The 25,161-nt window shown below is 42.1% G+C and carries 21 protein-coding genes and 3 tRNA genes; 13 read left to right on the top strand and 11 right to left on the bottom strand.

Going from position 1 to position 25,161, the window contains the following annotated elements; all coding sequences use genetic code 11:
* The first annotated feature begins 193 nt into the window (after positions 1 to 193).
* Positions 194 to 997, top strand: a complete 804-nt coding sequence (locus H3U73_RS09615) for a DUF2071 domain-containing protein (RefSeq protein WP_084551545.1) — start codon at positions 194 to 196, stop codon at positions 995 to 997.
* A gap of 82 nt (positions 998 to 1,079) precedes the next feature.
* Here H3U73_RS09615 and ruvC read toward each other — a convergent pair whose 3' ends face one another.
* The 4 genes from ruvC to H3U73_RS09595 all read right to left on the bottom strand — a co-directional run bounded on the left by ruvC (position 1,080) and on the right by H3U73_RS09595 (position 5,263).
* A complete protein-coding gene (ruvC, locus tag H3U73_RS09610) occupies positions 1,080 to 1,631 on the bottom strand; it encodes a crossover junction endodeoxyribonuclease RuvC (protein ID WP_198190467.1) in 552 nt (183 codons plus the stop codon).
* A gap of 130 nt (positions 1,632 to 1,761) precedes the next feature.
* Positions 1,762 to 2,463 carry an N-acetylmuramate alpha-1-phosphate uridylyltransferase MurU gene (gene murU / locus H3U73_RS09605; RefSeq protein ID WP_084584953.1) on the bottom strand — a complete coding sequence of 234 codons (702 nt, stop codon included), beginning with the start codon at positions 2,461 to 2,463 and terminating at the stop codon, positions 1,762 to 1,764.
* 131 nt (positions 2,464 to 2,594) lie between these two features.
* The gene (locus tag H3U73_RS09600) at positions 2,595 to 3,824 is read right to left on the bottom strand and encodes a PilT/PilU family type 4a pilus ATPase (RefSeq protein WP_084551547.1); all 1,230 of its coding nucleotides are present in this window, start codon (positions 3,822 to 3,824) and stop codon (positions 2,595 to 2,597) included.
* A gap of 395 nt (positions 3,825 to 4,219) precedes the next feature.
* Entirely contained in the window at positions 4,220 to 5,263 is a 1,044-nt protein-coding gene (locus H3U73_RS09595) for a type IV pilus twitching motility protein PilT (protein WP_025329881.1), read from the bottom strand.
* A gap of 159 nt (positions 5,264 to 5,422) precedes the next feature.
* On the opposite strand from H3U73_RS09595, the gene H3U73_RS09590 reads away from it, so the two are divergent.
* Positions 5,423 to 6,142 carry a YggS family pyridoxal phosphate-dependent enzyme gene (locus H3U73_RS09590; RefSeq protein ID WP_084565110.1) on the top strand — a complete coding sequence of 240 codons (720 nt, stop codon included), beginning with the start codon at positions 5,423 to 5,425 and terminating at the stop codon, positions 6,140 to 6,142.
* Positions 6,143 to 6,218: 76 nt separating this feature from the next.
* On the opposite strand, the gene pdxY is transcribed toward H3U73_RS09590, so the two are convergent.
* Positions 6,219 to 7,085, bottom strand: coding sequence for a pyridoxal kinase PdxY (gene pdxY / locus H3U73_RS09585; RefSeq protein ID WP_100125689.1), 867 nt, complete (start codon positions 7,083 to 7,085; stop codon positions 6,219 to 6,221).
* Between the two features lie 645 nt (positions 7,086 to 7,730).
* On the bottom strand, positions 7,731 to 9,485 hold the full coding sequence (locus tag H3U73_RS09580) for a VWA domain-containing protein (protein ID WP_198190466.1): 1,755 nt from the start codon (positions 9,483 to 9,485) through the stop codon (positions 7,731 to 7,733).
* 310 nt (positions 9,486 to 9,795) lie between these two features.
* On the opposite strand from H3U73_RS09580, the gene proC reads away from it, so the two are divergent.
* The 3 genes from proC to dksA all read left to right on the top strand — a co-directional run bounded on the left by proC (position 9,796) and on the right by dksA (position 12,497).
* Positions 9,796 to 10,593 (top strand): pyrroline-5-carboxylate reductase, encoded by a 798-nt coding sequence (gene proC / locus H3U73_RS09575; protein ID WP_078475016.1) that lies wholly within the window; start codon positions 9,796 to 9,798, stop codon positions 10,591 to 10,593.
* Between the two features lie 761 nt (positions 10,594 to 11,354).
* Positions 11,355 to 11,918, top strand: a complete 564-nt coding sequence (locus tag H3U73_RS09570) for a YggT family protein (RefSeq protein ID WP_025329876.1) — start codon at positions 11,355 to 11,357, stop codon at positions 11,916 to 11,918.
* 162 nt (positions 11,919 to 12,080) lie between these two features.
* Positions 12,081 to 12,497: an RNA polymerase-binding protein DksA gene (dksA, locus tag H3U73_RS09565; protein WP_025329875.1), complete on the top strand. Its 417-nt coding sequence runs from the start codon at positions 12,081 to 12,083 to the stop codon at positions 12,495 to 12,497.
* Between the two features lie 217 nt (positions 12,498 to 12,714).
* Here the strand turns inward: dksA and rnhB are convergent, their stop codons facing one another.
* The 5 genes from rnhB to H3U73_RS09540 all read right to left on the bottom strand — a co-directional run bounded on the left by rnhB (position 12,715) and on the right by H3U73_RS09540 (position 14,919).
* Positions 12,715 to 13,347 carry a ribonuclease HII gene (gene rnhB, locus H3U73_RS09560; protein WP_232336261.1) on the bottom strand — a complete coding sequence of 211 codons (633 nt, stop codon included), beginning with the start codon at positions 13,345 to 13,347 and terminating at the stop codon, positions 12,715 to 12,717.
* A complete protein-coding gene (gene lpxB / locus H3U73_RS09555; protein ID WP_110413809.1) occupies positions 13,328 to 14,500 on the bottom strand; it encodes a lipid-A-disaccharide synthase in 1,173 nt (390 codons plus the stop codon). Before lpxB ends, rnhB begins: the two co-directional genes overlap by 20 nt.
* Before the next feature lie 131 nt (positions 14,501 to 14,631).
* Positions 14,632 to 14,707 (bottom strand) — tRNA-His (locus H3U73_RS09550).
* 19 nt (positions 14,708 to 14,726) lie between these two features.
* A tRNA-Arg gene (locus H3U73_RS09545) sits at positions 14,727 to 14,803 on the bottom strand.
* Between the two features lie 38 nt (positions 14,804 to 14,841).
* Positions 14,842 to 14,919 (bottom strand) — tRNA-Pro (locus H3U73_RS09540).
* Positions 14,920 to 15,131: 212 nt separating this feature from the next.
* Here H3U73_RS09540 and folD point away from each other — a divergent pair.
* The 8 genes from folD to pilB all read left to right on the top strand — a co-directional run bounded on the left by folD (position 15,132) and on the right by pilB (position 25,113).
* Positions 15,132 to 15,995 (top strand): bifunctional methylenetetrahydrofolate dehydrogenase/methenyltetrahydrofolate cyclohydrolase FolD, encoded by an 864-nt coding sequence (gene folD / locus H3U73_RS09535; RefSeq protein ID WP_198190465.1) that lies wholly within the window; start codon positions 15,132 to 15,134, stop codon positions 15,993 to 15,995.
* A gap of 189 nt (positions 15,996 to 16,184) precedes the next feature.
* Positions 16,185 to 16,763, top strand: coding sequence for a hypothetical protein (locus H3U73_RS09530; protein ID WP_198190464.1), 579 nt, complete (start codon positions 16,185 to 16,187; stop codon positions 16,761 to 16,763).
* A gap of 123 nt (positions 16,764 to 16,886) precedes the next feature.
* Entirely contained in the window at positions 16,887 to 17,915 is a 1,029-nt protein-coding gene (gene gap / locus H3U73_RS09525; protein WP_174829711.1) for a type I glyceraldehyde-3-phosphate dehydrogenase, read from the top strand.
* Between the two features lie 203 nt (positions 17,916 to 18,118).
* Positions 18,119 to 19,879 carry a M61 family metallopeptidase gene (locus H3U73_RS09520; protein ID WP_198190463.1) on the top strand — a complete coding sequence of 587 codons (1,761 nt, stop codon included), beginning with the start codon at positions 18,119 to 18,121 and terminating at the stop codon, positions 19,877 to 19,879.
* Positions 19,858 to 20,460 (top strand): tyrosine-protein phosphatase, encoded by a 603-nt coding sequence (locus H3U73_RS09515; protein WP_084585188.1) that lies wholly within the window; start codon positions 19,858 to 19,860, stop codon positions 20,458 to 20,460. The genes H3U73_RS09520 and H3U73_RS09515 overlap by 22 nt, the downstream gene beginning before the upstream one ends.
* A 103-nt stretch (positions 20,461 to 20,563) precedes the next feature.
* Positions 20,564 to 21,538, top strand: a complete 975-nt coding sequence (locus H3U73_RS09510; RefSeq protein WP_198190462.1) for a hypothetical protein — start codon at positions 20,564 to 20,566, stop codon at positions 21,536 to 21,538.
* On the top strand, positions 21,535 to 23,232 hold the full coding sequence (gene recJ / locus H3U73_RS09505; protein WP_198190461.1) for a single-stranded-DNA-specific exonuclease RecJ: 1,698 nt from the start codon (positions 21,535 to 21,537) through the stop codon (positions 23,230 to 23,232). The genes H3U73_RS09510 and recJ overlap by 4 nt, the downstream gene beginning before the upstream one ends.
* Before the next feature lie 201 nt (positions 23,233 to 23,433).
* Positions 23,434 to 25,113, top strand: a complete 1,680-nt coding sequence (gene pilB, locus H3U73_RS09500) for a type IV-A pilus assembly ATPase PilB (RefSeq protein WP_198190460.1) — start codon at positions 23,434 to 23,436, stop codon at positions 25,111 to 25,113.
* The last annotated feature ends 48 nt before the right edge of the window (positions 25,114 to 25,161 follow it).

The following is a 25,161-nucleotide window of genomic DNA, read 5'->3' as shown; positions in this document are numbered from 1 at the left end:
TATTCTTTATATATAAAACTATTAATTTATGATATAGGATTATCATTTATTTATAATGTAAATCTTTAGATTAAATTTATAATATATATTAATTTATGTTTATTTTTGTAAATTTAATATATATACTTAGTTTAGGAAATTTTATGATTCCTGATACTGATTAGATTTTCAGATAAGAATTAAAGGTATTGATATGCTAACGCCTCTTAAATTTAAAGATTTTCTGCATCCGCGTCCTGCTCCATCAGGCATAGATGTAGACTGTAAATTAAAACATTTTGCTATTATTACTTACGCGATTGATGCAGAGAGATTTGCAGGATTATTTCCATCACGTTTTCAGCTGGATAGTGTCATAATTAATGGTGAGCAAAAAGGCTTGTTATCAGTAGTACCTTTTATAGATGTTGATTTCACTTCAGCCGTTTATCCGTTCCCTGTTTTTACCATGGGGCAAACCAACTATAGAATTTATATTATAGATACCACTACTGGTGAACGCTGTGTCTGGTTTTTGGGCACAACTCTGGATTCCTGGACGATTATGGTACCCCGGAATGTATGGAAATTACCCTGGCATCGGGGCAAAATAAGTTTTAATTGTCACTTTGACCCACTTTCCAAATGTTACCAGCATTATGAAATGCATACACAGTCTGACTGGGCACCTGCACAGGTACAATTAAGCCAGCAGCCAGACCAACAATTTCATTTTCAGGGGTTTCCTGATAATGAAACTGCACTGGTATATCTGACTCATCCACTGGCCGGCTTCTACTACCGGCGTAATGGCAAATTGGGAACTTACCGTGTTAGGCATGATCGACTAGACGTAAAGCCGGCAAAACTTGAGTCAGCACAATTTGGCCTGTTAAGTAGAATGAATTTAGTTAATGAGGATGAACAGCAGCATCCCTACAGCGTTTTACTTCAGCCTATCAACGAATTTACCATTTACCACCTACAGCGTTATAGATTTTATCAACAAAAATTATAATTTACTAATTGTATTGTTCTGCACATAGAAAATAGAAATAAGTACTTTGACAAATAGCAGAATATCGTCTGGCAGACAGAATTCAACGAAAACGACCAGATTTAATGGTTAGCCCCTGTTGAATTTTTGAAGCCAGACTATAATTTCGTAAAGCATGAGTTAATGCTACCGCTAAAGCATCCGCAGCATCAGCCTGAGGCGTACCCGAGAGTGACAGCATTTGCACCACCATATGCTGCACCTGCTCTTTAGCAGCTTTCCCCTTACCTACTACAGCCTGTTTGACCTGTAATGCAGTATATTCAAATACAGGCAGTTCTCCCAGGGTTAATGCTGCCAATACGGCTCCACGAGCCTGTCCCAGTACCAGTGTTGCAGCAGGATTAACATTGACAAAAACCTGTTCTACAGCAGTTTGCGTTGGCTGATAGGTTGTAATCACCTCACGTAAATTTTGAACGATTATACGGATACGCTCAGCTAATGGGGCACCTAAAGTCGTTTTAATACAACCGGAAGCCACATAAATATGCTGGCTACCGATGACATCAATAACTCCAAAGCCGGTAACTCGGCTGCCAGGATCAACGCCCAGAATTCGAATATGAGTTTGCTCTGTCGGCTGTTTTTGCATGTTTTACTACTTAATCGCTGAAAAACAAGGATTTATGCTGACCGGTTGTGACACTATCTTATAAAACGGATATTCGCTCTGCCAGCTGAGTAAATTATGTTACCGTATATTAATCATATCTGTTAGTGATTCATGATATTTTTTCAGCAAACCATTGATTTGCTTGTTGCAATCGCTCTACTGTACCTACATCCAGCCAATAGCCATCATAATACTCACCGCTCACCAGCCCGGTTTGCATAGCTGTACGCAACAAAGGTGCCAGTTTAGCCCGGGTATATCTTGGTATCTCATTAAAAAGAGCTGGATGATAAACACCTACACCACTGAAAGTAAATGTCAGGTTTTCTGGCTGTCGATCAATAATATCTCCTTGGTCCGTCAGGCTAAAATCACCTTCTGGATGATGTCCCGAATTATTAACCAGCCATAAATGTGCCAGCTTACCTGTTTGCTGTAACTTTTTACTAATCTTGAAAGCCTGTGCAAAATCAATATCGGTTAAGACATCTCCGTTTATAACCAGAAAAGGGGCATGACCCAATAAAGGTAAGGCTGTAGCAATCCCTCCGGCCGTTTCCAACCCACCCTCGGCTTCTGCTGAATAACGGATATCCACGCCATAAGCATGCCCTGAGCCTAAAGTATCTTCAATTTGTTGTCCAAGCCAGGCATGATTAATAACAATATCATTAAATCCGGCTGCCTTTAACCGCCGTAAATGATGAGCAATTAAAGGTATACCACCAACATTCAGCAATGGTTTCGGACAAGTATCTGTCAGTGGACGCATACGCTCACCGCGTCCGGCAGCAAGAATCATGGCTTTCATGGTGATTGATTATTCCGTAGTAAATACAGTTAAAATTACAGGCTGATAGATCAAGCCGATAATATAACAGGCAAAGCATATAGCTTTGCCTGAATATTCGAAATCATAGCTGATTAATACATTTAATTAATTTAAATCAGATTCAAATCTGCCCCAGTATCAAAGATTGCCGCACCCTTTTCACCCTGTTCATACAGATTAATACGTAAACGTAAGTCATTGGGTGAATCAGACTGACGCAAGGCTTCGTCAAAATCAATAATACCATCGGCATATAACTGGAACAGACACTGATCAAAAGTTTGCATGCCATCATTGCCTGCTTTAGCCATCAGTTCTTTTATCTGCATTAATTCACCTTTGTAGATATAGTCCTGAACAGTAGCGGTATTAATAAGCAAGTCAACCACAGCACGACGGCCTTTACCATCTTTTTTCGAAGCCAGGCGCTGACCAATAATACATACCAGATTCAGTGCCAAATCCATCAATACTTGTTTATGCTGCTCTTCCGGATAAAAATTCAGAATACGTTCAATAGCCTGATTTGCACTGCTGGCATGCAGAGTAAAAAAGCATAAGTGGCCAGTTTGAGCCAGCTTTAATGCATACTCCATGCTTTCATCACTGCGCACCTCCCCCACACAGACTACATCAGGAGCCTCACGCAGTGCACTTTGCATAGCATTATCCCAGTTCAGTGTATCTACGCCTACCTCGCGATGAGTAATAATGCTTTTCTTAGGTTTATGAACATATTCAATCGGATCTTCAATAGTCAGAATATGACCGGCAGAATTAGCATTGCGATAATCCAGCATAGCAGCCATAGTAGTGGATTTACCGCTACCGGTAGGACCGGCAAGAATAATCAGCCCGCGTTTTTTCATTACCAGCTCGTCCAGCACCGGTGGGAGAAAAAGGCTTTCAGTAGTTGGAATATCGGTGGTAATCCGGCGCAGAACCATACCTACCCGACCTTGTTCATGATAGGCATTTACCCTGAAGCGCACGCCGTTTTTAGCAATAATGGAATAATTCAGATCCAGTTCTTGGATAAACCGCTGACGTTGCGCCATGGTCATGGTTGACATAGCAATTTTGGCAGTTTCATCTGCAGTTAAAGGCTTAGTAGGCGCCGGTGTGATCTTACCATCTATTTTCCATGATGGCGGGAATCCGGGACTGATAAAGATATCAGCAGCATTTAAACGCACAGCTTCCACAGCCATTTTTTCCAGTACCGGATGGAGGTGGATGGTTTCCCGTTCGAGAGTAAGGGAAGCAGGAGAACTGGCAGAGGCAGCTGCACTGATATCTGGTGTATGTGAATCTGTCATTGTGCTTGTAGGTTTTGTCATTGTATTGATTTCAGAAGTAACAGAAGTCTTTGCAGGAATACGTTCTGCAACCGGTACAGATACAGCTTTTTCAGTTTGTGATACCGCTGTAACAGCAGATTTTGTCATATTTCTTGCAGTTGCTGTTGTGGCTGTTGTATTCGGTGCTGGTATTTGGTTTGCTGTCGTTACCGTAACCTCTTTTGCAACAACATTAGACTGCGGTTGTTCTGTTGTCACTGTGGATGTATTGGCAGCTGTACCGGAAGCAGAATTATCGGCAGCCCCGGTTGCTGCAGGATGTTGATAATGTTTAACCATATCTGCAAGTAAATCAGTCAAAGCGGACGACTCCTCAGCAGAACCTTTCAACGTACCCATATCAATACACTTTCCTATATAAAAACAACAAACAATTAGCCTACCAGCTGATCCGGACTTACTGCTTTGGCACGTGCAACATCTATACTAATACGGTTTTCACGCACTAATTGCTGTAAACACTGATCGAGTGTCTGCATTCCGAATTTCTGACCAGTTTGTAAAGTAGAGTTGATCTGAGCAATTTTGTTTTCTCGAATCAGGTTACGTACTGCCGGATTACTGATCATAATTTCATGTGCTGCCACACGGCCGTTACCATCTTTGGTTTTAAGCAGAGTCTGAGAAATCACTGCCTGCAAACTTTCTGATAGCATGGAGCGAACCATTTCTTTTTCACCTGCCGGGAATACATCCACAATACGGTCGACAGTTTTAGCAGCACCTGTGGTATGTAAAGTGCCGAATACCAAGTGACCTGTTTCGGCAGCAGTTAAGGCCAGACCAATCGTTTCAGGGTCACGCATTTCGCCTACCAGAATCACATCCGGATCTTCACGCAGTGCCGAACGCAGGGCATTGGCGAAACTATGAGTATGCTGATGCAGTTCACGCTGATTTACCAACGATTTTTTACTTTGATGGACAAACTCAATCGGGTCTTCAATTGTTAGAATATGACCGGCATCATTATTATTGATATAGTCGATCATTGCTGCCAGTGTAGTTGATTTACCGGAACCAGTAGGGCCGGTTACCAGTACCAGCCCGCGTGGCAGTTCTGCAATTTTCTGAAAAATTGCCGGAGCCCTCAGTTCTTCAAGTGTAAGAACTTTACTCGGAATGGTACGCATAACGGCTGCAGGACCGCGTTCAGTATTAAAGGCATTAACACGGAACCGCGATACATTGGGCAATTCGAACGAAAAGTCAGTTTCCAGGTTTTGCTGATATTCCTTGCGCTGATAATCGTTCATGATAGAAGCAATCATTTTGCCTACTTCTTCTGCACTCAGTTCAGGCAGATTGATACGACGGATATCACCATTAACGCGTATCATGGGAGGCAGACCAGCACTCAGATGCAAGTCGGAAGCTTTATTTTTAACGCCGAAGGCCAATAAATCGGTTATCTGCATATTTACTCCATTATGCTTGCCTGCATAATACAGGCACAAAATATGGTTCTTATTCTAATCAAGTTGTCGTATCTTTAAAATGAAAATATTTGTCACTATGCCAAAATTTTTACAAATATACTTAGATCTAATCAGAAAAATTGAAAAATACCATTAATTATGAAAAATACAGTCATCTTAATTCAACACTGGCAACAGGTACTGGCAAACATAAATGATGTCTGCCGGCAAACTGCGGCCCCACAGCCGGTACAGCTAATTGCTGTCAGTAAAACCTTTCCTATCAATGATATCGTTACTTTATATGAGGCTGGCCAACGCGATTTTGGTGAAAACTATATTCAGGAATTCAGCGAAAAAACCAGTCAGCTTGCTGAACTGGATATTGTTTGGCACATGATAGGGTATATTCAGTCAAATAAAAGCCGAATTGTGGCAGAACGGGCACACTGGGTACACACTATTGATCGTGAAAAAATTGCCCGGAGGCTGCATGAGCAGCGTCCTGAATGTTTACCACCACTCAATGTCTGCATTGAGGTGAATATTTCAGCAGAAAGCAATAAACATGGTATTAGTCCGGATAAAAGCGAATTACTGGCACTGGCTAATATCATCAGCGCATTACCTCGTCTTAAACTGCGCGGACTTATGTGTGTAGCCAAGGCCGGCAGCACAGACTCTGAATTACAGCAACAGTTTCAACAGATGCAAAACCTGTTACAGTACTTGCACCAGGTCGGCTTTGCAGTTGATGTATTATCAATGGGTATGAGCGCGGATTTAAGTATTGCTATAGCTTGCGGAGCTACTCATGTACGGGTAGGCAGTGCAATTTTCGGGCAGCGCAACTACACTCAGACAGAAAATAATTCTTAGAAATAAAATTATGCCGGTAAGGATTTCTTACCGGCAGCACAAAAATTATCATCATTATGATAAATATATAAATCAATCAGGCTATTTTCTCAGCCTGAAAGCGATGTGCAGGATGAGCAATTTCTTCTTGAGCAGCGACCACCTGCAACTCATACTGCCGGCGTTTCAGAGTTTCCAGCATAACGCCGTATACTGCAGCAGTAGTATGCTCAAATGACTCCAGCAAGGTCTTACCGGACAGATAATCAGCCAGAAAAATACCACTGGTCATATCTCCTACACCTACCGGCTGCCGTTCACCAAAATCCACCAGTGGCCGGTGTATATGCCATGCTTCCTCAGCAGTGACCAGCAGCATTTCAAAACGGTCTGTCTGATAGCCGGCACGGCTCAAATGTTTCACCAGAACCACCCGCGGACCTTTATTGCATAAAGCACGGCAGGCTGCAACTGCTTCCTCAACATTATGAATACGTTGTTTGTTGTTCAATTCTTCCAGCTCAAACAGATTCGGCGCAATCATATCACTCAGCGGCAAAGCCACATCACACAAAAATTCTGCTACGCCACCTGCCACAATACAGCCTTTTTCCGGATGTCCCATTACCGGATCACAAAAATAAATGGCTTGCGGGTTAGCCTGTTTCACTTTTCTGACAATATCAGTAATCGCATTGCCTTGCTCAGCTGAACCCATATAACCACTTAGTACAGCATCACAATTTTTTAATTCATCAATTGCGGCAATACCATCTGCAATATCCAGTAAATGCGCAGCCGGCATTACCATACCTTTCCATTGCTTGTACTGAGTATGGTTAGAAAACTGTACTGTATTTAATGGCCAGACATTGACACCTAACCGACGGATAGGAAAAACAGTAGCACTGTTACCTGCATGACCAAATACCACGTGAGACTGAATTGAAAGTATATTTTTCATAATAATGCCATTTACAATCCGATGAGTGTTTACCCGGCGGATTTCATAAAAACCTGATAATCAGCTAAACATGCTAAACGAAACTGATTATACTCAGATTATATTGGTTCGGATAAATCATTACTTATATCAACACCTCAGCCCGGAATCTTGCTTTTCATACCTGTATACACACTAATTACGACATAATTTGTCCGGATTTATCTCTAGCATTGCAAAAATAATACGATATAAAATTTATTTACAAAATACTCAGATATTCATCTAACAGTCAAACCTTGTATTTTATTTTTTCTCAATAATTATTATTAGTTTTATACATTTAGATTACATACTGCATATCATGACTTGAACAATACAGATTCAGATTGCAGAACATAAACCAATAGTTAAATTGAATTAAACTAAAAACAATTATTTTTTATCACTGAAATTAATTATAACCTTTAAATTACTTCAAAAGCATAAATGTTCGTACCTACCAAATCTGATAATTGTAGTGAGCAAACAAGACTGATTCATAAGCAATAAAAACGAAAAAGCCAGCTTTAAAAAACTGGCTTTTTTAGTTATTAAACTATCCGGTTCAATAACTCTGTTTATTTTCTATTAGAAATAGAATTTAATATGCTACTGAATCATACCTTAGTTGTTTTTATCTTCCAGAGCAGCTGCCTTTCTGACTAATTTTACAAATTCAGCACGGTAGCCCTGCTTATCCTCACCTTTGGCATTATTTGCCCAGCTTGCTATCTGCTGATAAGATGTTTTAGACAGTTCAGGATTATTACGCAATTTTTGTCCGTATGCTGCTACTGCGGCCATAAACCGTGTTTCTACTCCGGCTTTAGCAAAAGAACTGGCCAGAGCTTTCTTTTCTATAGGCAGGGAAGCCAGTTCACTTTTTTGACCACGTGGTGCTTTCCAGCGTAATTTAAGAAAAGCAATTTCATTATTGTTTGCATTTGTAGCTGTTGCAGATTTTTTGCTCTGATAACGTAAAGGATCAATACTTGGTTTACCACCGGCCAGCGTCAGTTCATATAAAACCGTCAGCTTTTTCCCTGCACCAATATCACCTGCATCAACTTTATCATTATTAAAATCTTCCTGCTTTAACTGCCGTTTTTCATAACCAATCTGGCGATACTCGAGTACCTGAGCCGGGTTAAATTCGATCTGAGCTTTGACATCTTTAGCTACCGTAACCAAAGTGGCACTCATCTCCTCCTGCAATACCTTTTGCGCTTCTTCGAGACTATCGATATAGCTGTAATTACCATTACCTGCATCGGCAATCTGAACCATCATTGCATCATTGAAATTATTAGTACCAAAACCAAGTGTAGATAATGTTATACCCTTTTCTTTTTCTCTGCTGACAAATGCTTTCAGCTCTTCTGTGCTATTAATACCAACATTAAAATCACCATCAGTAGCCAGCAATATCCGATTGATTCCACCTTTTACTTTGCCCCGTTCAGCCATCTTGTAAGCCAGCTGCAGCCCTTCTCCGCCAGCGGTACTGCCCCTAGCTTCAAGTTTATTAATGGCAGCCATAATTTTGGCTTTATTACTACCAGAGGTAGATTCCAGCGCCACTCCGGCACTTCCGGCATAAGTAACAATAGAAACCTTATCTTGCGGACGCAGTTCATTTACCAGTAACTTTAATGACTGTTTAAGCAAATCCAGCCTGTCTTCACCATCCATCGAACCGGACGTATCTATCAGAAAAACAAGATTCGACGGCGGTAATTGATTAAAATTGACATCATTTGCTTTAATATTAACTCTTAACAGAACCTTATCTGTATTCCATGGGCTGGGTGCGAGCTCATAACCGGCAGAAAAAGGAGAACCCGTTATTGACGTTAATTTCTCATTCGAAGCACTTGGAAAATAATTAATGAACTCTTCTACTCTCACTGCATCAGGATGCGGCATCCGGCCATGTGCAATAAACCGTCGGCTATTTGCATAACTGGCTGTATCCATATCCAGACTGAATGTACTAACAGGTTCAGTAACTACCTGTTTTACCGGGTTATCAGAATAATTTTTATATTGCGCAGTATCCGGCTGCTGAGTTTCAAATACAGCCCTTAAGCCTGGACTCTGATAGTCTGCCCCCCTGAATCCTATTCTGGAATCATACCCCTCGATGGATGAAGATATACTCCCTGCCCCACGTACCTTATAGGCAGCAGCAGACAAGCCCAGAAATTCCGATGACTTTTTTTCATGGCGATAATCTGATTGATTGCTGGTGCTATCCGTACTACTAACCCTATCCCTACTACTGGTGCCAGCCGTATTACAAGCACTCAGTATGCTGGTTAATAACACCAAGACTAAACCATAAGAAGCCTTACGACCTATTGATTTTATTTTTAACATAAATATTCTTTATTTATCAGATAAAAATACATTATTAACATAATAGTCAAATTAACACCAGTAATTTTATTTGGTTCTTTTCAGCTTTAAAATCAATAAAATCAGTAGAATAAGATATTAATTAGTTAATATTCAGCTGCTGAATCTGAAGCTGCAATCCATATTGACTTTATCCATTACACATTGAACCTATAATTAAGCTAATATTGAATATAAAAGTCTTTACAAACCAATATTGTTTAAATTTATTCAATTAAGACAATATTACCGGTTAAGTTAATTATTTTTAATAAAAACTGAGGAAAATCTTATGAACGTATATTTTCTTGGCGGTGGTAATATGGCAACAGCTATCGTAGCCGGTATGACTCAGCAAGGCGGTTATGAAATTGAAGTAATTGACCGTAATCAGAATAAACGACAATATCTAAGCGAACGATATCAGGTACGTACCAGTGCTAAATTAACAGAACTGGCAACCACAGATATTCTGGTACTGGCAGTTAAACCGCAAGATATGCAGCAGGCTACAACCGGTATCCGGCTTAACGGTGCACTAGTATTAAGCATAGCAGCAGGCTTAACAATAAGTACTTTAAGTCAGTTTCTGGGTAATTATCAGCGTATTATCCGTATTATGCCCAACACCCCCTGCCAAATTGGTCAGGGAATCTCCGGTATGTATGCACCGGCAGGCATAAGTAAAGCAGACAAAACCATAGCAGAAAATATCATGCGCACAACAGGCGAAGTAGTATGGCTGGAAGAAGAAAGTGGCATTAATCGTATCGCTGGTATCAGTGGCAGTGGTCCGGCCTATGTCTTCTATTTTCTTAATGCCCTGCAACAGGCTGCCATACAGCAGGGTTTCAGCCCTGAAGAAGCTCACCGTCTGACACTTGGAACATTCAAAGGTGCTGTAAATCTGGCAGAACAGTCTGGCACCGAATTTGCTCAACTACAAAAAAATGTAACATCTAAAGGTGGCACCACATTTGCTGCGACTTCAGTTTTTGACCAGCATCAGCTGACACAGGTTGTAATTGACGGTGTGGCTGCCAGTGTTGCGCGAGCAGAAGAAATGCAGCAACAACTTGCACCTTTTTAAAAGATATTATTTTGATATAGAGTCACGTTTTATTAAAAACTTCAGGCGTTTTTATGAAGTACATTAAAGAGTATATTTTTAACATATTCACTTATAATGTACTTCATTTATTGATATTTTATCTTGTTTATATTAAGTTTTAAAAATACTTCAATGTTAATCGACGAATCCAAATCTATATTTCTGGCTTTTACTTAACAATAATTTATTTTACATATTTAATTAATTGGTTTTGATTAATTAGTAAAATTAAAATACTTTCTCTCTATGCAATTATTGGCACTGTATTAATCATCGATAAAAATTCATCAAATATATTAATTAGCAAAACAAATGTACTCTTGTGAAGGGTACAAAATGAATAAAATAACAATACATGATTTGATTATTAAATATAGTTAAAGTAAACCAATATTTGCTCGGTGTGCAGAGGAAAAATTTTATAGCTGCTATAGAAACGTACTTTATCAGTCAAAGCAAAATTCAAAACCAAGAAAAGCTGCGCATATCATAGCACTGCAATTCAGATCAGATTTTTAGACTATGAGTTCTGCCCACTATGGATTGTATTATTACAGCGGTAAACCCGACTTTAAATAAAAAAAATTATATTTATCAAATATCATTATTTATCTCTTATATTGTATACAATATAATCTTAAGTCAGAATTTGTTTGTTCAAATTTTTCCATAATATAATCCGCCCGAATCTTTTTCTATAAAAAGAAAGTTCAATATCCGTCGGACATTAAAGGCAATATGTGATTAGTAAAACATTATTTTTATTAGCCAGTGCACTGAGTATTATATGCTGGGCCCGGCTTCTGTTACAGTGGGCTAAATTACCTTTTCTGCATCCTCTGGCTCAGTTTTGTGTACGCAGTACCAACTGGCTGGTACGTCCTCTGCGTAAAATTATACCGCCATTGTACCAATGGGATATTGCCTGCATTCTGGCTACTGTCATTATTTATTACCTGGCATGTACGCTAAATCTGTTTATCAGCCTTAGATGGGTATTACCGGATATTCGCACTATTGCAGCCAGTCTGGCTCTTTGCATTCTGTTTTCCCTGAAAGCACTGTGCTATGTATTATTCATCGGGTTGGTAATAAGAATGTTTTTAAGTCTGAGCAAACCTTATTCAATACTGCTATTTACCTTGCAACGTATCTATGCTCCGTTAACCCGTCCGTTTGCCTTTATGCGTATTGGTAAATATGATTTTTCTGCGACAATTATTCTGCTTGTGCTCTGGCTTTGTCTCGAATGGTGGCTGCCGCAGGCAAGCAGTAAGATTTCATACTGGCTGATATTCGGATAATGTTGTCGAATGCAAAATTATTAATAAATTATAAAAACATGCTATTATGCCCGAACTTTTTTAACAGCCTGAAATCCAGTATCTGTTATTTTCAAATCCAGATTAAGCTGTCAGTTCCTGAGCTAATTGCTTAATCGAGCTATGCAAAAGAAAGACTGTACAATGGCCAAACTCACAGAACAAGACATCCAGGCCTGGAATGGCCCTGAAGAAGAATACATGAATGAAGAACACCAAGCTTTCTTCCGTGATTTGCTGTTAAAACTCCAGGATGAGCTGATTCATAATGCCAACAATACGGCCGGACATTTACAGGAGCAGGCTACTACGCCTGATCCTGCAGACCGCGCAACACTGGAAGAAGAATATGCATTAGAACTGCGCACCCGTGACCGTGAACGTAAGTTATTAAGTAAAATTCAGGCTTCATTGCGCCAACTAGACGAAGGCGATTATGGCTTTTGTCAGGATACCGGCGAACCTATCGGTCTGAAACGGCTACTCGCTCGCCCTACTGCAACTTTGTCGGTAGAAGCGCAGGAACGACGTGAACGAATTAAAAAACAGTTTGTAGATTAATTTATCTGTTATGGACTAAAAACGCTTTCCTGCCGGGAAGCGTTTTTGCATTATTGCTACATATCATCATTGCGATAATGCATGTCTCACCGCTGATTTACTTAATTATTAACTGCTGCTAATTATTTGATATTAATTCAATAGAAATCATAAAATGTTGATATAACAGCGATGTACAGGTTAAACATAAAAAGTACAATCCCGCGGTTGAATAGCCTCAGAAACAGTATTTTCCCTGCGCCAGCAAGGCTTTCACAGGTGCAAAATCCTGCCGGTGCTGTGGCAGTACGCCAAACTGCTGCAATGCAGCAAGATGTGCGGCTGTACCATAGCCTTTATGACGGGCAAAACCATACTGCGGATAACATTTATCCAGCTCATACATTTCTGCATCACGTGCCGTTTTGGCCAGAATAGAGGCGGCAGAAATAGCGGCTATTTTGAGATCGCCCTTAACTACTGCTTCTGCCGGCAAAGTTATATCAGCAGGTATGCGATTGCCATCTATCCACACTTTGTCCGGCTGAATATGCAAACCGGCTACAGCACGAGCCATGGCACGCATAGTAGCAAACAGAATATTATACTGGTGTATTTCTGCCACATCTGCTGCAGCTACAGACCATGCAGTTGCCTGCTGCTTAATTAATATTGCCAGCTCATCACGCTTTTTCTCAGATAATTTTTTTGAATCAGTAAGACCGGGTAAATCATAATCTGCCGGTAAAATAACAGCTGCTGCATATACACTGCCAACTAACGGACCACGACCGGCTTCGTCTACACCGGCATGGCTGGGTAATACCATCATAATACCATCAGCTCTGTATTCATATTTGCCCCGTTGCATGCTGCAATACCGCCTGTGCAGACAGTTCATCAGTATTCAAACGCAGCTGCTGATGTAGTGCTGAAAAGTCTGCCTGCAAATCCTGTACTTCCTGTGGCGATTCGTACCAGTGAATCACAGCCTCTGCCAGTTTTTGTGGTGTTGCATTACTTTGCAGTAATTCAGGTACCACACCTCTGTCTAACAGAATATTAGGCAAACCAACATACGGCACTTTAATTTTATGTTTGACATATACATAGGTTAAAGGTGAAATTTTATAGCTGATTACCATCGGGCACTGGCATAAAGCCACTTCCAGCGTGGCCGTACCGCTGGTAACCAGTGCAACATCGGCTGCCTGACAGGCCATTTCTGCATGTGCAGACATTAAACGTATCGGCAATTTTTGCCACACCGGCTGAGCCAGAATATCCTGCATACGCTGCCGTGTTGCCGCCGTAGCCAGTGGTAGTAAAAACTGAGCCTGAGGATAACGCTGGTGAATAATTTCAGCAGCCTGTAAAAAAATCGGTGCCATGAAATCAATTTCACTGACCCGGCTACCCGGCATTAAAACAAACACTGGTGCCTGTTCAGAAAGTTTCAGCTGCTGCCTTTTCGCCTTTCTGTCAATAACCAGTGGCAAAGTCTGAGCAAGAGGATGCCCGACAAAACGTGCCCGTCCGCCTGCCTGCCGGTATAGTTCCGGTTCCATCGGAAACAGGCATAATACCTCGTCCACCTGTTTAACAATCTTTTTTACCCGTTTACGCCGCCATGCCCAGACAGACGGACTGACATAATGTACGGTAGCAATACCGGCCTGTTTTAAACTTTCGGCAACACCCAGATTGAAATCCGGTGCATCAATACCGACAAATACCTGTGGTCTGATTTGTTTCAGTGAACGAATCAGGCCGCGACGAATGGCCAGAATTTCCGGTAGTTTTTTGACAACTTCAACAAAACCGCGTACTGCCAGTTTTTCCTGATCATAGAGACTTTGTATTCCGGCTGCCAGCATCCGCGGTCCGCCAATACCAACAAACTGTACCCGCGGATAACGTGCACGGATCGCATTCATCAAATGGGCACCCAGTAAATCACCAGATGCTTCGCCGGCACACAAGGCTATGGTTAAAATGGGAAGTTCAGTTGCAGCTTTATTCATAGCAGGATAGCAGTTTTATAAGCAACTATTATAGTAAGACGTAATAGATAGCAAGTTTAGCAGGCGATAGTGTATTCCCGAAGGGTATCATAAAAATTAAAAGCCCAAGCAAACGGCTTGGGCTTTTATATTGGGGTGGCTGATGGGGCTCGAACCCACGACAACTGGAATCACAATCCAGGGCTCTACCAACTGAGCTACAGCCACCATAAAACTTTTCAAACTTTGGTGCGCCCGACAGGAATCGAACCTGTAACCCCCGGCTTAGAAGGCCGGTGCTCTATCCGGTTGAGCTACGGGCGCGTACTCTCAAATCTATCCGGACAAGGATTCGGTCGATATGGTCGGGGTGGTGGGATTCGAACTCACGACCCTCTGCTCCCAAAGCAGATGCGCTAACCAGACTGCGCTACACCCCGACGAGAGAGGCGAACTATACAGCCATGAAAAACTATCGTCAAGAGGTAAAGTAAATTTTTTTGCCATATTTTTGAAATATGGCTGATTTATATGAATGGCTATATATAAAAGCAGATGAAACCGCTTAAAAAAAATGCGACAATGCTATTCTTGTAAATATTAGCTGATAGTTATCTGCCATCGGCATAATCTTTTTCTCTGGAATTTTCTCATGACCGCTCAACTCATTGATGGTAAAAAAATTTCTCAACAAATCCTGCAAGAATTAACCATTCGTGTACAGCAGCGTCTGGATAATCAGCTACGCCGCCCCTGTCTGGCTGTGGTTCTGGTTGGTGAAGATCCGGCCAGTACAGTATATGTTCGCAATAAAAAGCGTGCCTGTGAAACCATTGGCTTTGAATCCCGCAGTTACGAGCTGCCTGTACACACCACTGAAGCCGAATTACTGGCCTTGATTGACGAAATGAATGCAGATAATGGTATAGACGGAATTCTGGTGCAATTACCACTGCCTGCACATATTGACAGTCAGCAGGTACTGGAACGGATTGTGCCTCATAAAGATGTAGATGGTTTTCATCCGTATAATGTTGGCCGGCTGGCGGTAAAAATGCCATTAATGCGTCCGTGTACACCTAAAGGGGTAATGACATTACTGGATGCCTGTCAGGTACCAATCACCGGTAAAAAAGCTGTTGTAGTAGGCGCTTCAAATATTGTCGGCCGGCCGCAAGCATTAGAATTACTTCTGGCACGTGCGACTGTCACAATCTGTCATAGTGCCACCCGGAATCTGGCACAGGAAGTTGCTGCGGCTGATATTGTGGTTGTAGGCGTCGGCATTCCGAACTTTGTTAAAGGTGAATGGATTAAACCCGGGGCTGTAGTAATAGATGTGGGAATTAACCGTCTGGAAAACGGACAGTTATGTGGGGATGTAGAGTTTGATGCAGCCAGAGAACGTGCATCTATGATTACACCGGTACCGGGCGGAGTAGGCCCTATGACCATAGCTACCTTAATGGAAAACACATTGAAAGCAGCAGAAATTCACGATACAAAACAATCGTGATGCTATCGGTAAAGCTATATTGTGTATTGATTACACAATAATATCAGCCATCATACAAAACAACAAACATGTTTGCTTGGTAAAATAGACATACCAGTCTTCTGACATGTACTTGATTATGATGCCGTAGAATGGCTGCCGGTTAAAACAGCTATCCTTATTTATAACCCTAATTGTGGTATTGACCTGATGTATCAATTTTTTCTGGACGCCTGTGCTGCTCTGCGCCTGCGCTTTTATCCCAAAACACATTATCGTTACAATCCATTAATCTTCGTTACCGTTTTACTTGCGCTTGGTCTGATGAATATGGCCAATATGTCACAGATTCTGGGACGGCAAACCGGCATAACCATCTTTGTCATTGTATTAACGGTGGTGCGCTGGGGTGTTCTGAGCATGGCAATGGAGATCATTCTAGGCTATTACAATAAGCAGCCAGGACACTGGTATGGTTATGTACTGGCCACTGAAGTGCTGATCCTGCCTACACTGGCCACACTATACTGGCCACAGGTATTAGCCACTCCTGGGTCTTTATGGCTGCTATGGACATTGGTAGTACAGATCTTTGGCTTTGTTCGCATCAGTCAGCAAAATATATTTAAAGTATTTTTGGGATATATTATCTATTTCTTAATTACCTGTCTGGCCGGAGGCATACTGCTGTTGTTATTCAGCACCATGGGCTGGGTGGATATTAACAGCATGTCAGATGCATTCCGGCAAATGCTGGAAGCACAGTCAGCTGGAACAGGTATGCGCTGATACAGATGTGGAAACAGGCTGATTCAGCTATAATACATGATGTTTTTGGTACGGTTTAAACCATTTCGCCCTGTACATCCCAAATTTGCCTGATTGGTTTTGTTGATCTAAAAAGGAATAAGCATGACGTTAAAAGTTGCCATTAATGGTTATGGCCGTATTGGCCGCCAGATATTGCGTGCAATCTATGACTATAACTTGAGCAACCAGTTGGAAATTGTTGCGGTAAATGCCAGTGGTTCACTGGAAACCAGTGCACACCTGACAAAATTTGATACGGTTCATGGCCGTTTTGCCGCAGATGTTTCATCTGATAATGATGCTTTAATTATTAATGGCGACCGCATCCGTTTTTTTTCTACCCGTAACCCGGCAGAATTACCCTGGGGTGAACTGGGTATCGATCTGGTGCTGGAATGTACCGGTGCTTTTACTACCAAAGAAAAAGCCAGCATTCATTTACAAAGTGGTGCCAAAAAAGTTCTGATTTCCGCACCCGGCGGTGCCGATGTGGATGCCACCGTGGTATACGGAGTTAATCATCAGGTGTTAACACCGGAAATGACAGTAATATCCAATGGTTCTTGCACAACCAACTGTCTGGCACCGGTGGCAAAAGCCATTAACGACGAACTGGGAATGGTAAAAGGCTTAATGACAACCATTCATTCATTTACCAATGATCAGGTACTGACTGATGTTCGCCATAAAGATTTACGCCGTGCCCGCAGTGCTGTTGAAAATCTGATTCCGACCAAAACCGGAGCAGCTAAGGCTATCGGACTGGTATTACCGGAATTACAGGGTAAGTTTGATGGTTTTGCAGTACGTGTTCCCACAATTAATGTTTCACTGGTTGATTTAACGTTTGAAGCCGCCCGTAACACCAGTGTCGAAGAAGTTAATGCCATAGTTAAAGCAGCCAGTGAAGGCAGTATGAAACATATTCTGGGCTACAATACTCTACCATTGGTTTCCACCGATTTTAATCATACAACTCAGGCTTCGATATTTGACAGTACATTAACTAAAGTTACCAATGGTAATATGGTAAAAGTACTGGCCTGGTACGACAATGAATGGGGTTTTAGCTGCCAGATGCTGAATACCGCACGTGCTATGTTTGGCATGGAAGTTACACCACTCGCTTAAATCGTTTTACCAGCAGAAGTACAGGCTGTCTGAATTCGCTTTTACAGGCTTCAGACAGCCTGAGCCTATTGTGGCAAACAGAATCAGTACCTGTTTGCCATACAAACACCAGAACAAATTCAACCAAATTAATATTAATCTAGGCAATTTTTCTCTGACAGACAGCGCTGATATTTCTTTTCCGCTTCATTGAGGCACAAATTATGCTTAACTATCATTTGCAACCCCATTCTCTGACTCAGCATCTGTGGCAAGTACGCCTTAGTTTTACACAACTGGATAATCAGAATTTCAGTCTGAGTTTACCCAGCTGGGTACCCGGTAGTTATATGATTCGTGATTTTGCCCGTCATATTGTCACTTTATCGGCCAGTTGCAACAATACACCGGCATCAGCTGAACAGATAAATAAAAATACCTGGGCTTGCAACGGACAGGCAGGTAACTGGGAGATCACTTATCTGGTATATGCTTTCGATACTTCAGTGCGCGGCTCTTTTTTAAATACTGAACGAGGTTTCTTTGATGGTGCCTGTCTGTTTTTACGTCATAATCAGCGTGAACAGGAGAATTGCCAGTTAATCATTACCGGTCTGCCTGAAAACTGGGATATTGCCACTACCATGCCGCAAACATCACAGCCCCATGTTTATCAGGTGAATAATTACCGCTCTTTAATTGATTATCCAGTGGAAATGGGCTATTTGCTGCGTCTGTCATTTAGTGCAGGCGGCATTGAACATGAAATTGTTATCAGCGGCCATTTCTCGTCTTTCGATCAGCAGCGTCTGGTAGATGATGTAAGCAAAATATGTGCCAGTGAAATTGCTATGTTTGCCGCACCGGCACCGTTTGAACGCTACAGCTTTTTACTTTTTGTCGGAAATGGCATTTATGGCGGGCTGGAACATAAATCTTCCTCTGCCCTCATGGCCGACCGGCATGATCTGCCGCAAAAAGACGGAAAAAATACCGACGCTTATATCACATTACTGGGTTTGTTCAGCCATGAATATTTTCATGCATGGAACGTAAAATCTATTATTCCTTCTGCATTTTTAAACAGCAAACTGGATGATGAAGCTTATACACAGCTGTTATGGGCTTTTGAAGGTATCACTTCCTATTATGATGACTGGTTTCTGGTACGCAGCGGTGTGATTACACCAGAACAGTATCTGCAATTACTGGCCAAAACCATTACCCGTGTGCAACAGGGTACCGGCCGTTTAAAGCAAAGCCTGGCAGATTCCAGCCTTACTGCATGGACAAAATATTACAAACAGAATGAAAACAGTGCCAACAGTATTGTCAGCTATTACCAGAAAGGCGCACTGGCAGCCCTGTGTCTCGATCACTATATCCGCCGGCATACCGGCCAGCAAAAAAATCTGGATGATATTATGCGTGCCCTGTATCAGGACTGGCGTCAGCGGAGTATGGGGCTGGCTGAAAATGAATGGCTGAAAATAGCCCAGCAAGCTACCGGAATAGACTTAACTCAAGTTTATCAGCAATATATTATGACCACGGCAGACTTGCCTCTGGCAGAACAACTACAGCAGGCTGGTGTACAGCTTCACTGGGCTGCCCTGCCTCGCCAGCATGGTGGTGCATATATTGAGCATTACTCCGTTGCCGAACAGCCCGGTGCAGATCTGAGTGCCCGCGTTCAGCCAGCCTCATTCGGCGTCAGCCTGCAACAAGTATTTAATCAAGGCAGCGCCGAGAATGCCGGTATGTGTGCCGGTGACCAGCTGATTGCTATTAATGATGAAATTATTACCGATTTTAATAAGCAGTGGGCACGTATTCATGTTGGTGAAACAGTACAGATACACTTCATCCGTGATGGTTTGCTGCGACAGACTACCTTACAGGCGCAGGCAGCATTAACAGATACTGCGCTGCTAAGTATTGATGATGTATTGCTGTTACAGCAATGGTTACAACCACAATCTTAAATTCAACCGCATATTTTTACCGTTATCTTTACAATGGTTTTAGAATGACAAAAATAGCGAACATTTTTTTATGGTGCTGCTTATGTTTAATCATTAGCAGCTGTCGATCCAATGATAATTCTAACCAGTTACCCGACAACTTTTATAAAGTATCTGACGATATATACCGGTCTGAACAACCTTCTTTAAAAGAGATTGAACAGCTTAATACGATAGGGATTAAAACGATAATTAATTTGCGTTTATGGCATAGTGATCGGGATAAACTGACCAATACCGGAATTGCTGAGGTTCGGATTAATATGCGGGCAGGTAAGGTTACTGATGAAAAAATAATTCAAATCCTTAAAGCCATCAAAAATTCGCCTAAACCGATATTAATTCATTGCTGGCATGGCAGTGACCGCACCGGAGTAGTTATCGCGATGTATCGGTTAATCTTTCAAAATTGGACTAAAAAACAGGTTATTGATGAATTAATGAAGCCTGAACTGGAACATCATTACAATGTTTACCCTAACATACAAAGGTATATTGAAGATGTTGATGTTGAAAAAATTCGTCAGGCTGTATTCGAATAATTCCGTGATGAAATAAATTAAAAGTATAGCATCAAATTAACAATCTGATTTGATAAAAAAATTCAAAGTGATATTGACTTTTATACTGGGAAATTGTGTATTCATGTCAGCCGATTTAAGTATAACTCTCGTTCTGCCGGGTTTATTATGGCCGCATCAAGAAGCTGCGTTACCTGACTTACAGCTACCGGCACTGAATACCTTGCGGCAATGGAGCAAGCATACATTACAAACCATAAACAGAAGTCAGTTATACCGGCAATATCTGTGGGAAGGTTCATGGGTACAACAGGCTCAGCAGCAATTAAACCTAAACCGGGAATATTGCGGCCTTATTGTCACACCTATAAACCAGACCGCCGGCATGCATCAGCTTCAGTATCTTGACGGAAATGCTCTTGGTTTGAATCCAGAAGAGGCAAAAGCTTTCTGTGAAGTATTAAGCACATGGTTACAGCCAGATGGCTGGCGGTTTTCTCCGGTCAGACCGGATTTATGGCTAGTTACCACGCCACGGGTATTTGATTTTACCCTGTCATCTTTACTTGATTTGTCAGGTTGCATAGATGGTACCGCCAAACCTTCGGGTAAAGATGCAACCCTGATTCTGCAACAGCAAACTGAGCTGCAAATGTTGCTGCATCAGCATCCACTGAATCAGGAACGCAGCACACGCGGTCTGCCCACGATTAATGGTTTATGGTTTGAAAAAGACCTTATTGGCACAGCAAAGCACGACACACTACTTTATACCAATAGTTCGTGGGCATTGCATGCGCATGAATTACCGGCAAATTACGCAGCATTAATAGATACTCTGTCTGATTCAGGCCAGCAGGAAATTGTATTGTTTAATGATAGTTTATGCTTACCAGTAAATCAGGGTGATGTTTATACCTATGCACAAATACTGCATCAATGGGAACAAGACTGGTGGCAACCTTTGCTGTCAGGATTAAAAAACAGACATATCAGCCAGCTGAATATCCGCTGTGAAGCCGGATTGCTTCAGATTCGCAAGCCCAGATTTCGTTTGTTCCGGCCTAAAACCCAACCTTTTACCGGATTAAATTTATGAAGCCGGCACATATTATTACCCGTTCAGTAGATACTGATGCTCTGCAAACTCTGCTTGCTCAGGGTGTTGATCCTCTGCTAGCCAAACTGTATGCAACACGGGCAGTTAAAAACAAAAGTGAAACTGAATACAATTTGTCTGCGCTGTTACCGTTTCAGAATTTGAAAAATATTCAGGCCGCCAGTGAGCGACTGGCTCAGGCAATTGAACGGCAGGAAAAAATTCTGATTGTTGCCGATTATGATGCAGACGGAGCCACAGCATGTGCCTTAGGGATACGCGGATTACAGGCAATGGGAGCGCAAACCGATTTTTTCGTCCCCAACCGCTTTGAACATGGTTATGGCTTAACTGAACAGATTGCTGAGCTTGCAGCTCAGGCAGGTACGAACCTGCTGCTTACCGTGGATAATGGTATCGCCAGTGTAGCCGGCGTACAACGCGCACAACAGCTAGGAATGGACGTCCTGATTACTGACCACCATCTGCCGGGTGAACAACTGCCTGAATGTATTATTGTTAATCCTAATCAGCCAGGTGATCAATTTCCCAGTAAAGCATTGGCTGGTGTGGGTGTGATGTTCTACGTACTAATGGCTTTGCGTTACCATCTGCGCCAGCAAAACTGGTTTAGTAAACATCCGGAACCCAATCTTGCTCAATGGCTTGATTTGGTGGCACTGGGCACCATCGCCGATGTGGTACCTCTCGATCAGAATAATCGCCTGCTGGTAGCTCAAGGGCTCAGACGAATTAAAGCTGATAAAATGCAAGCAGGAATTCGTGCCTTGTTTGCAGTGGCCAAACGCAATCCGCAACAGGCACATGCATTTGATCTGGGTTTTGCTATCGGACCCCGTCTGAATGCTGCCGGCAGACTGGATGATATGAGTCTGGGTATAGCCTGTCTGTTGAGCGATGATATGGAAAGTGCAACCGATCTGGCCGAACAACTGAATGATCTGAACCATGAACGTCGTCAGATTCAGCGCAGCATGCAGGATGAAGCTAATCTACAACTGGCCGGCTTCAATACAGAAAACAGCTATAGCATCGTTGCTTATCATGATAACTGGCATCAGGGAGTAACCGGAATTTTAGCAGGCCGGTTACGCGAAACCTTTCATCGACCCAGTATTGTTTTTGCTCAGGCAGAAAATGGTACATTACGCGGCTCCGGCCGGTCTATTACCGGTTTACATCTGCGTGATGCACTGGATATGGTCAGTAAACGCCGGCCGGATATTATCCAGAAGTTTGGCGGACATGCTATGGCTGCAGGCTTAAGTATTTCCGAAATACATCTGGCAGCTTTCCAAAATGAATTTGAGGCAGTCTGCCGGCAACTCATCCGGCCGGCAGATTTAAACTATACGTACCAGACTGATGGTTCATTAGACAATCAATATCTGAACTTAGCCACAGCACAGCAATTGGCGGCTCTGGTATGGGGCCAGAATTTTCCTGAACCCCGTTTTTGCGATGAATTTAAAGTAATCAGACAACAAATAGTGGGTACCGGCCATATTAAAGCAGTGTTACACAAGAACAACTGTGAATATGAAGTTATGTTTTTCCGCTGTACAGCCACCTTACCGGAACATATTCGCGTGGTTTACCGGCTAATTGCCAACCAGTGGCACCAGCAAATGGAATTACAGTTATATGCAGATTACTGGGAAATTTGTAATTAAACCGATATATAGGCTGTTTAAATACACAAATTCACTTATAATTAGCACAATTAAACATTAACATGAATTTACTCTGGTCTTTTATCTGATACAGGTTAGAAAAAAGTGTGCTGTATGCAGTAATATTTCAGTCAAACCTGAACAGGTACAGTATTTACCAGAATGTAAACTCAGAAGTTATGGAGACGGGAATTAATTTGTATGAGTCTTGGACTGATCAGGGTTTTATATAAGCACCAGATTATTGACGCAGAAAAAGCAGAAAAACTGCGTCAGGAACTGGAACAGAAACGTCCGGTTATACCGGCATTACTACAATCTGGAGCCATCAATGCTGATAAACTGGCCAGCTTTCTGTCCGGTGTATTTGGTATTCCTTACCTGAATCTGGAGCCATATAACCAAAGTCTGGTACCGCTGGATTTAATTAATCTGAAAATAATGCAGCAATACATTTGCGTGCCGCTATTCAAGCGCGGTAATCGACTGTTTTTGGCTGTATCTGATCCTACATCAATTCAGCATTACCAGAAAATTGCCACAGATGCCGGCTGCGTACTGAATCTGGTTATAGTCCGCGATAGTCAGTTACGCCAATTACTGGAAAATCTTGGTCAGGAATCCACCAACCTTCTGGAAGATATGGATTCAATTGGTGACTCCAGTGCTGTAGAAAATAACGCCATGTCTGCAGATGACGAAGATGGCGAAAATGGACCAATTGCAAAATTTGTTTTTAAAATACTAGGTGATGCATTAAATAGCGGCGCATCAGATATACATTTTGAATTTTATGAAGAAATGGCACGAGTACGCTTTCGCGTTGACGGACAGTTGCGTGAAGTGGTACGTATGCCACTGAATATTCGCAGCCAGATCGCTTCACGTATTAAAGTGATGGCCAAACTGGATATTTCAGAAAAACGTATTCCTCAGGACGGACGTATTCAGATTCAGTTCCGTAAAGGTGCCAAGCCAATTGATTTCCGTGTCAGCACACTGCCCACTCTGTTTGGGGAAAAAATCGTAATGCGTATCCTGAATTCGGATGCGGCTAGTCTGAATATTGAACAACTTGGTTTTGAGCCATTTCAGAAAGAATTACTGCTTGAGGCCATCCACCGTCCATACGGTATGGTGCTGGTTACCGGCCCTACCGGTTCCGGTAAAACCGTATCACTATATACCTGCCTTAATATTCTTAATACCGATAGTGTTAACATTTCCACTGCTGAAGACCCTGCGGAAATTAACCTGCCCGGTATTAATCAGGTAAATGTTAATGATAAACAGGGACTGACATTCGCTGCAGCGTTAAAATCATTTCTGCGCCAGGATCCGGATATCATTATGGTGGGGGAAATCCGTGATTTGGAAACCGCAGATATTGCCATTAAAGCTGCACAAACCGGCCATATGGTATTTTCAACTCTGCATACCAATAATGCCCCTGCTACATTATCTCGTATGCTGAATATGGGCGTTGCTCCGTTTAATATTGCCAGCTCAGTAAATCTGATTATGGCACAGCGTCTGGTGCGGCGTTTATGTACCTGCAAGGCACCGGCAGAGCGTCCGCCTGAATTTGCACTGAAAAAAGCAGGTTTTTCAGATGAAGATCTCGCCAAAGAATGGACATTTTATCGGCCGGTCGGCTGTGAAAGGTGTAAGGGTAAAGGCTATAAAGGACGTGCCGGCGTATATGAAGTTATGCCGGTCAGTGATGAAATGCAACGTATTATCATGAATAATGGTAATGAAGTAGATATCAGCACTCAGGCGCTCAAGGAAGGTCTGGTCGATTTACGCCATGCCGGTTTACTGAAAGTGATGGAAGGCATTACGTCTCTGGACGAGATTCTTGCAAGCACTAATGATTAAAACTGATTGTTCGCCTATACAATTAAGTCAATACTGTGAGAGAACACT

It is taken from the genome of Snodgrassella sp. W8124 (assembly GCF_016100875.1).
Taxonomy (GTDB): domain Bacteria; phylum Pseudomonadota; class Gammaproteobacteria; order Burkholderiales; family Neisseriaceae; genus Snodgrassella; species Snodgrassella alvi.
Note: the sequence above shows the minus strand (reverse complement) of the source record. Positions and strands in the feature narration are given on the sequence as shown.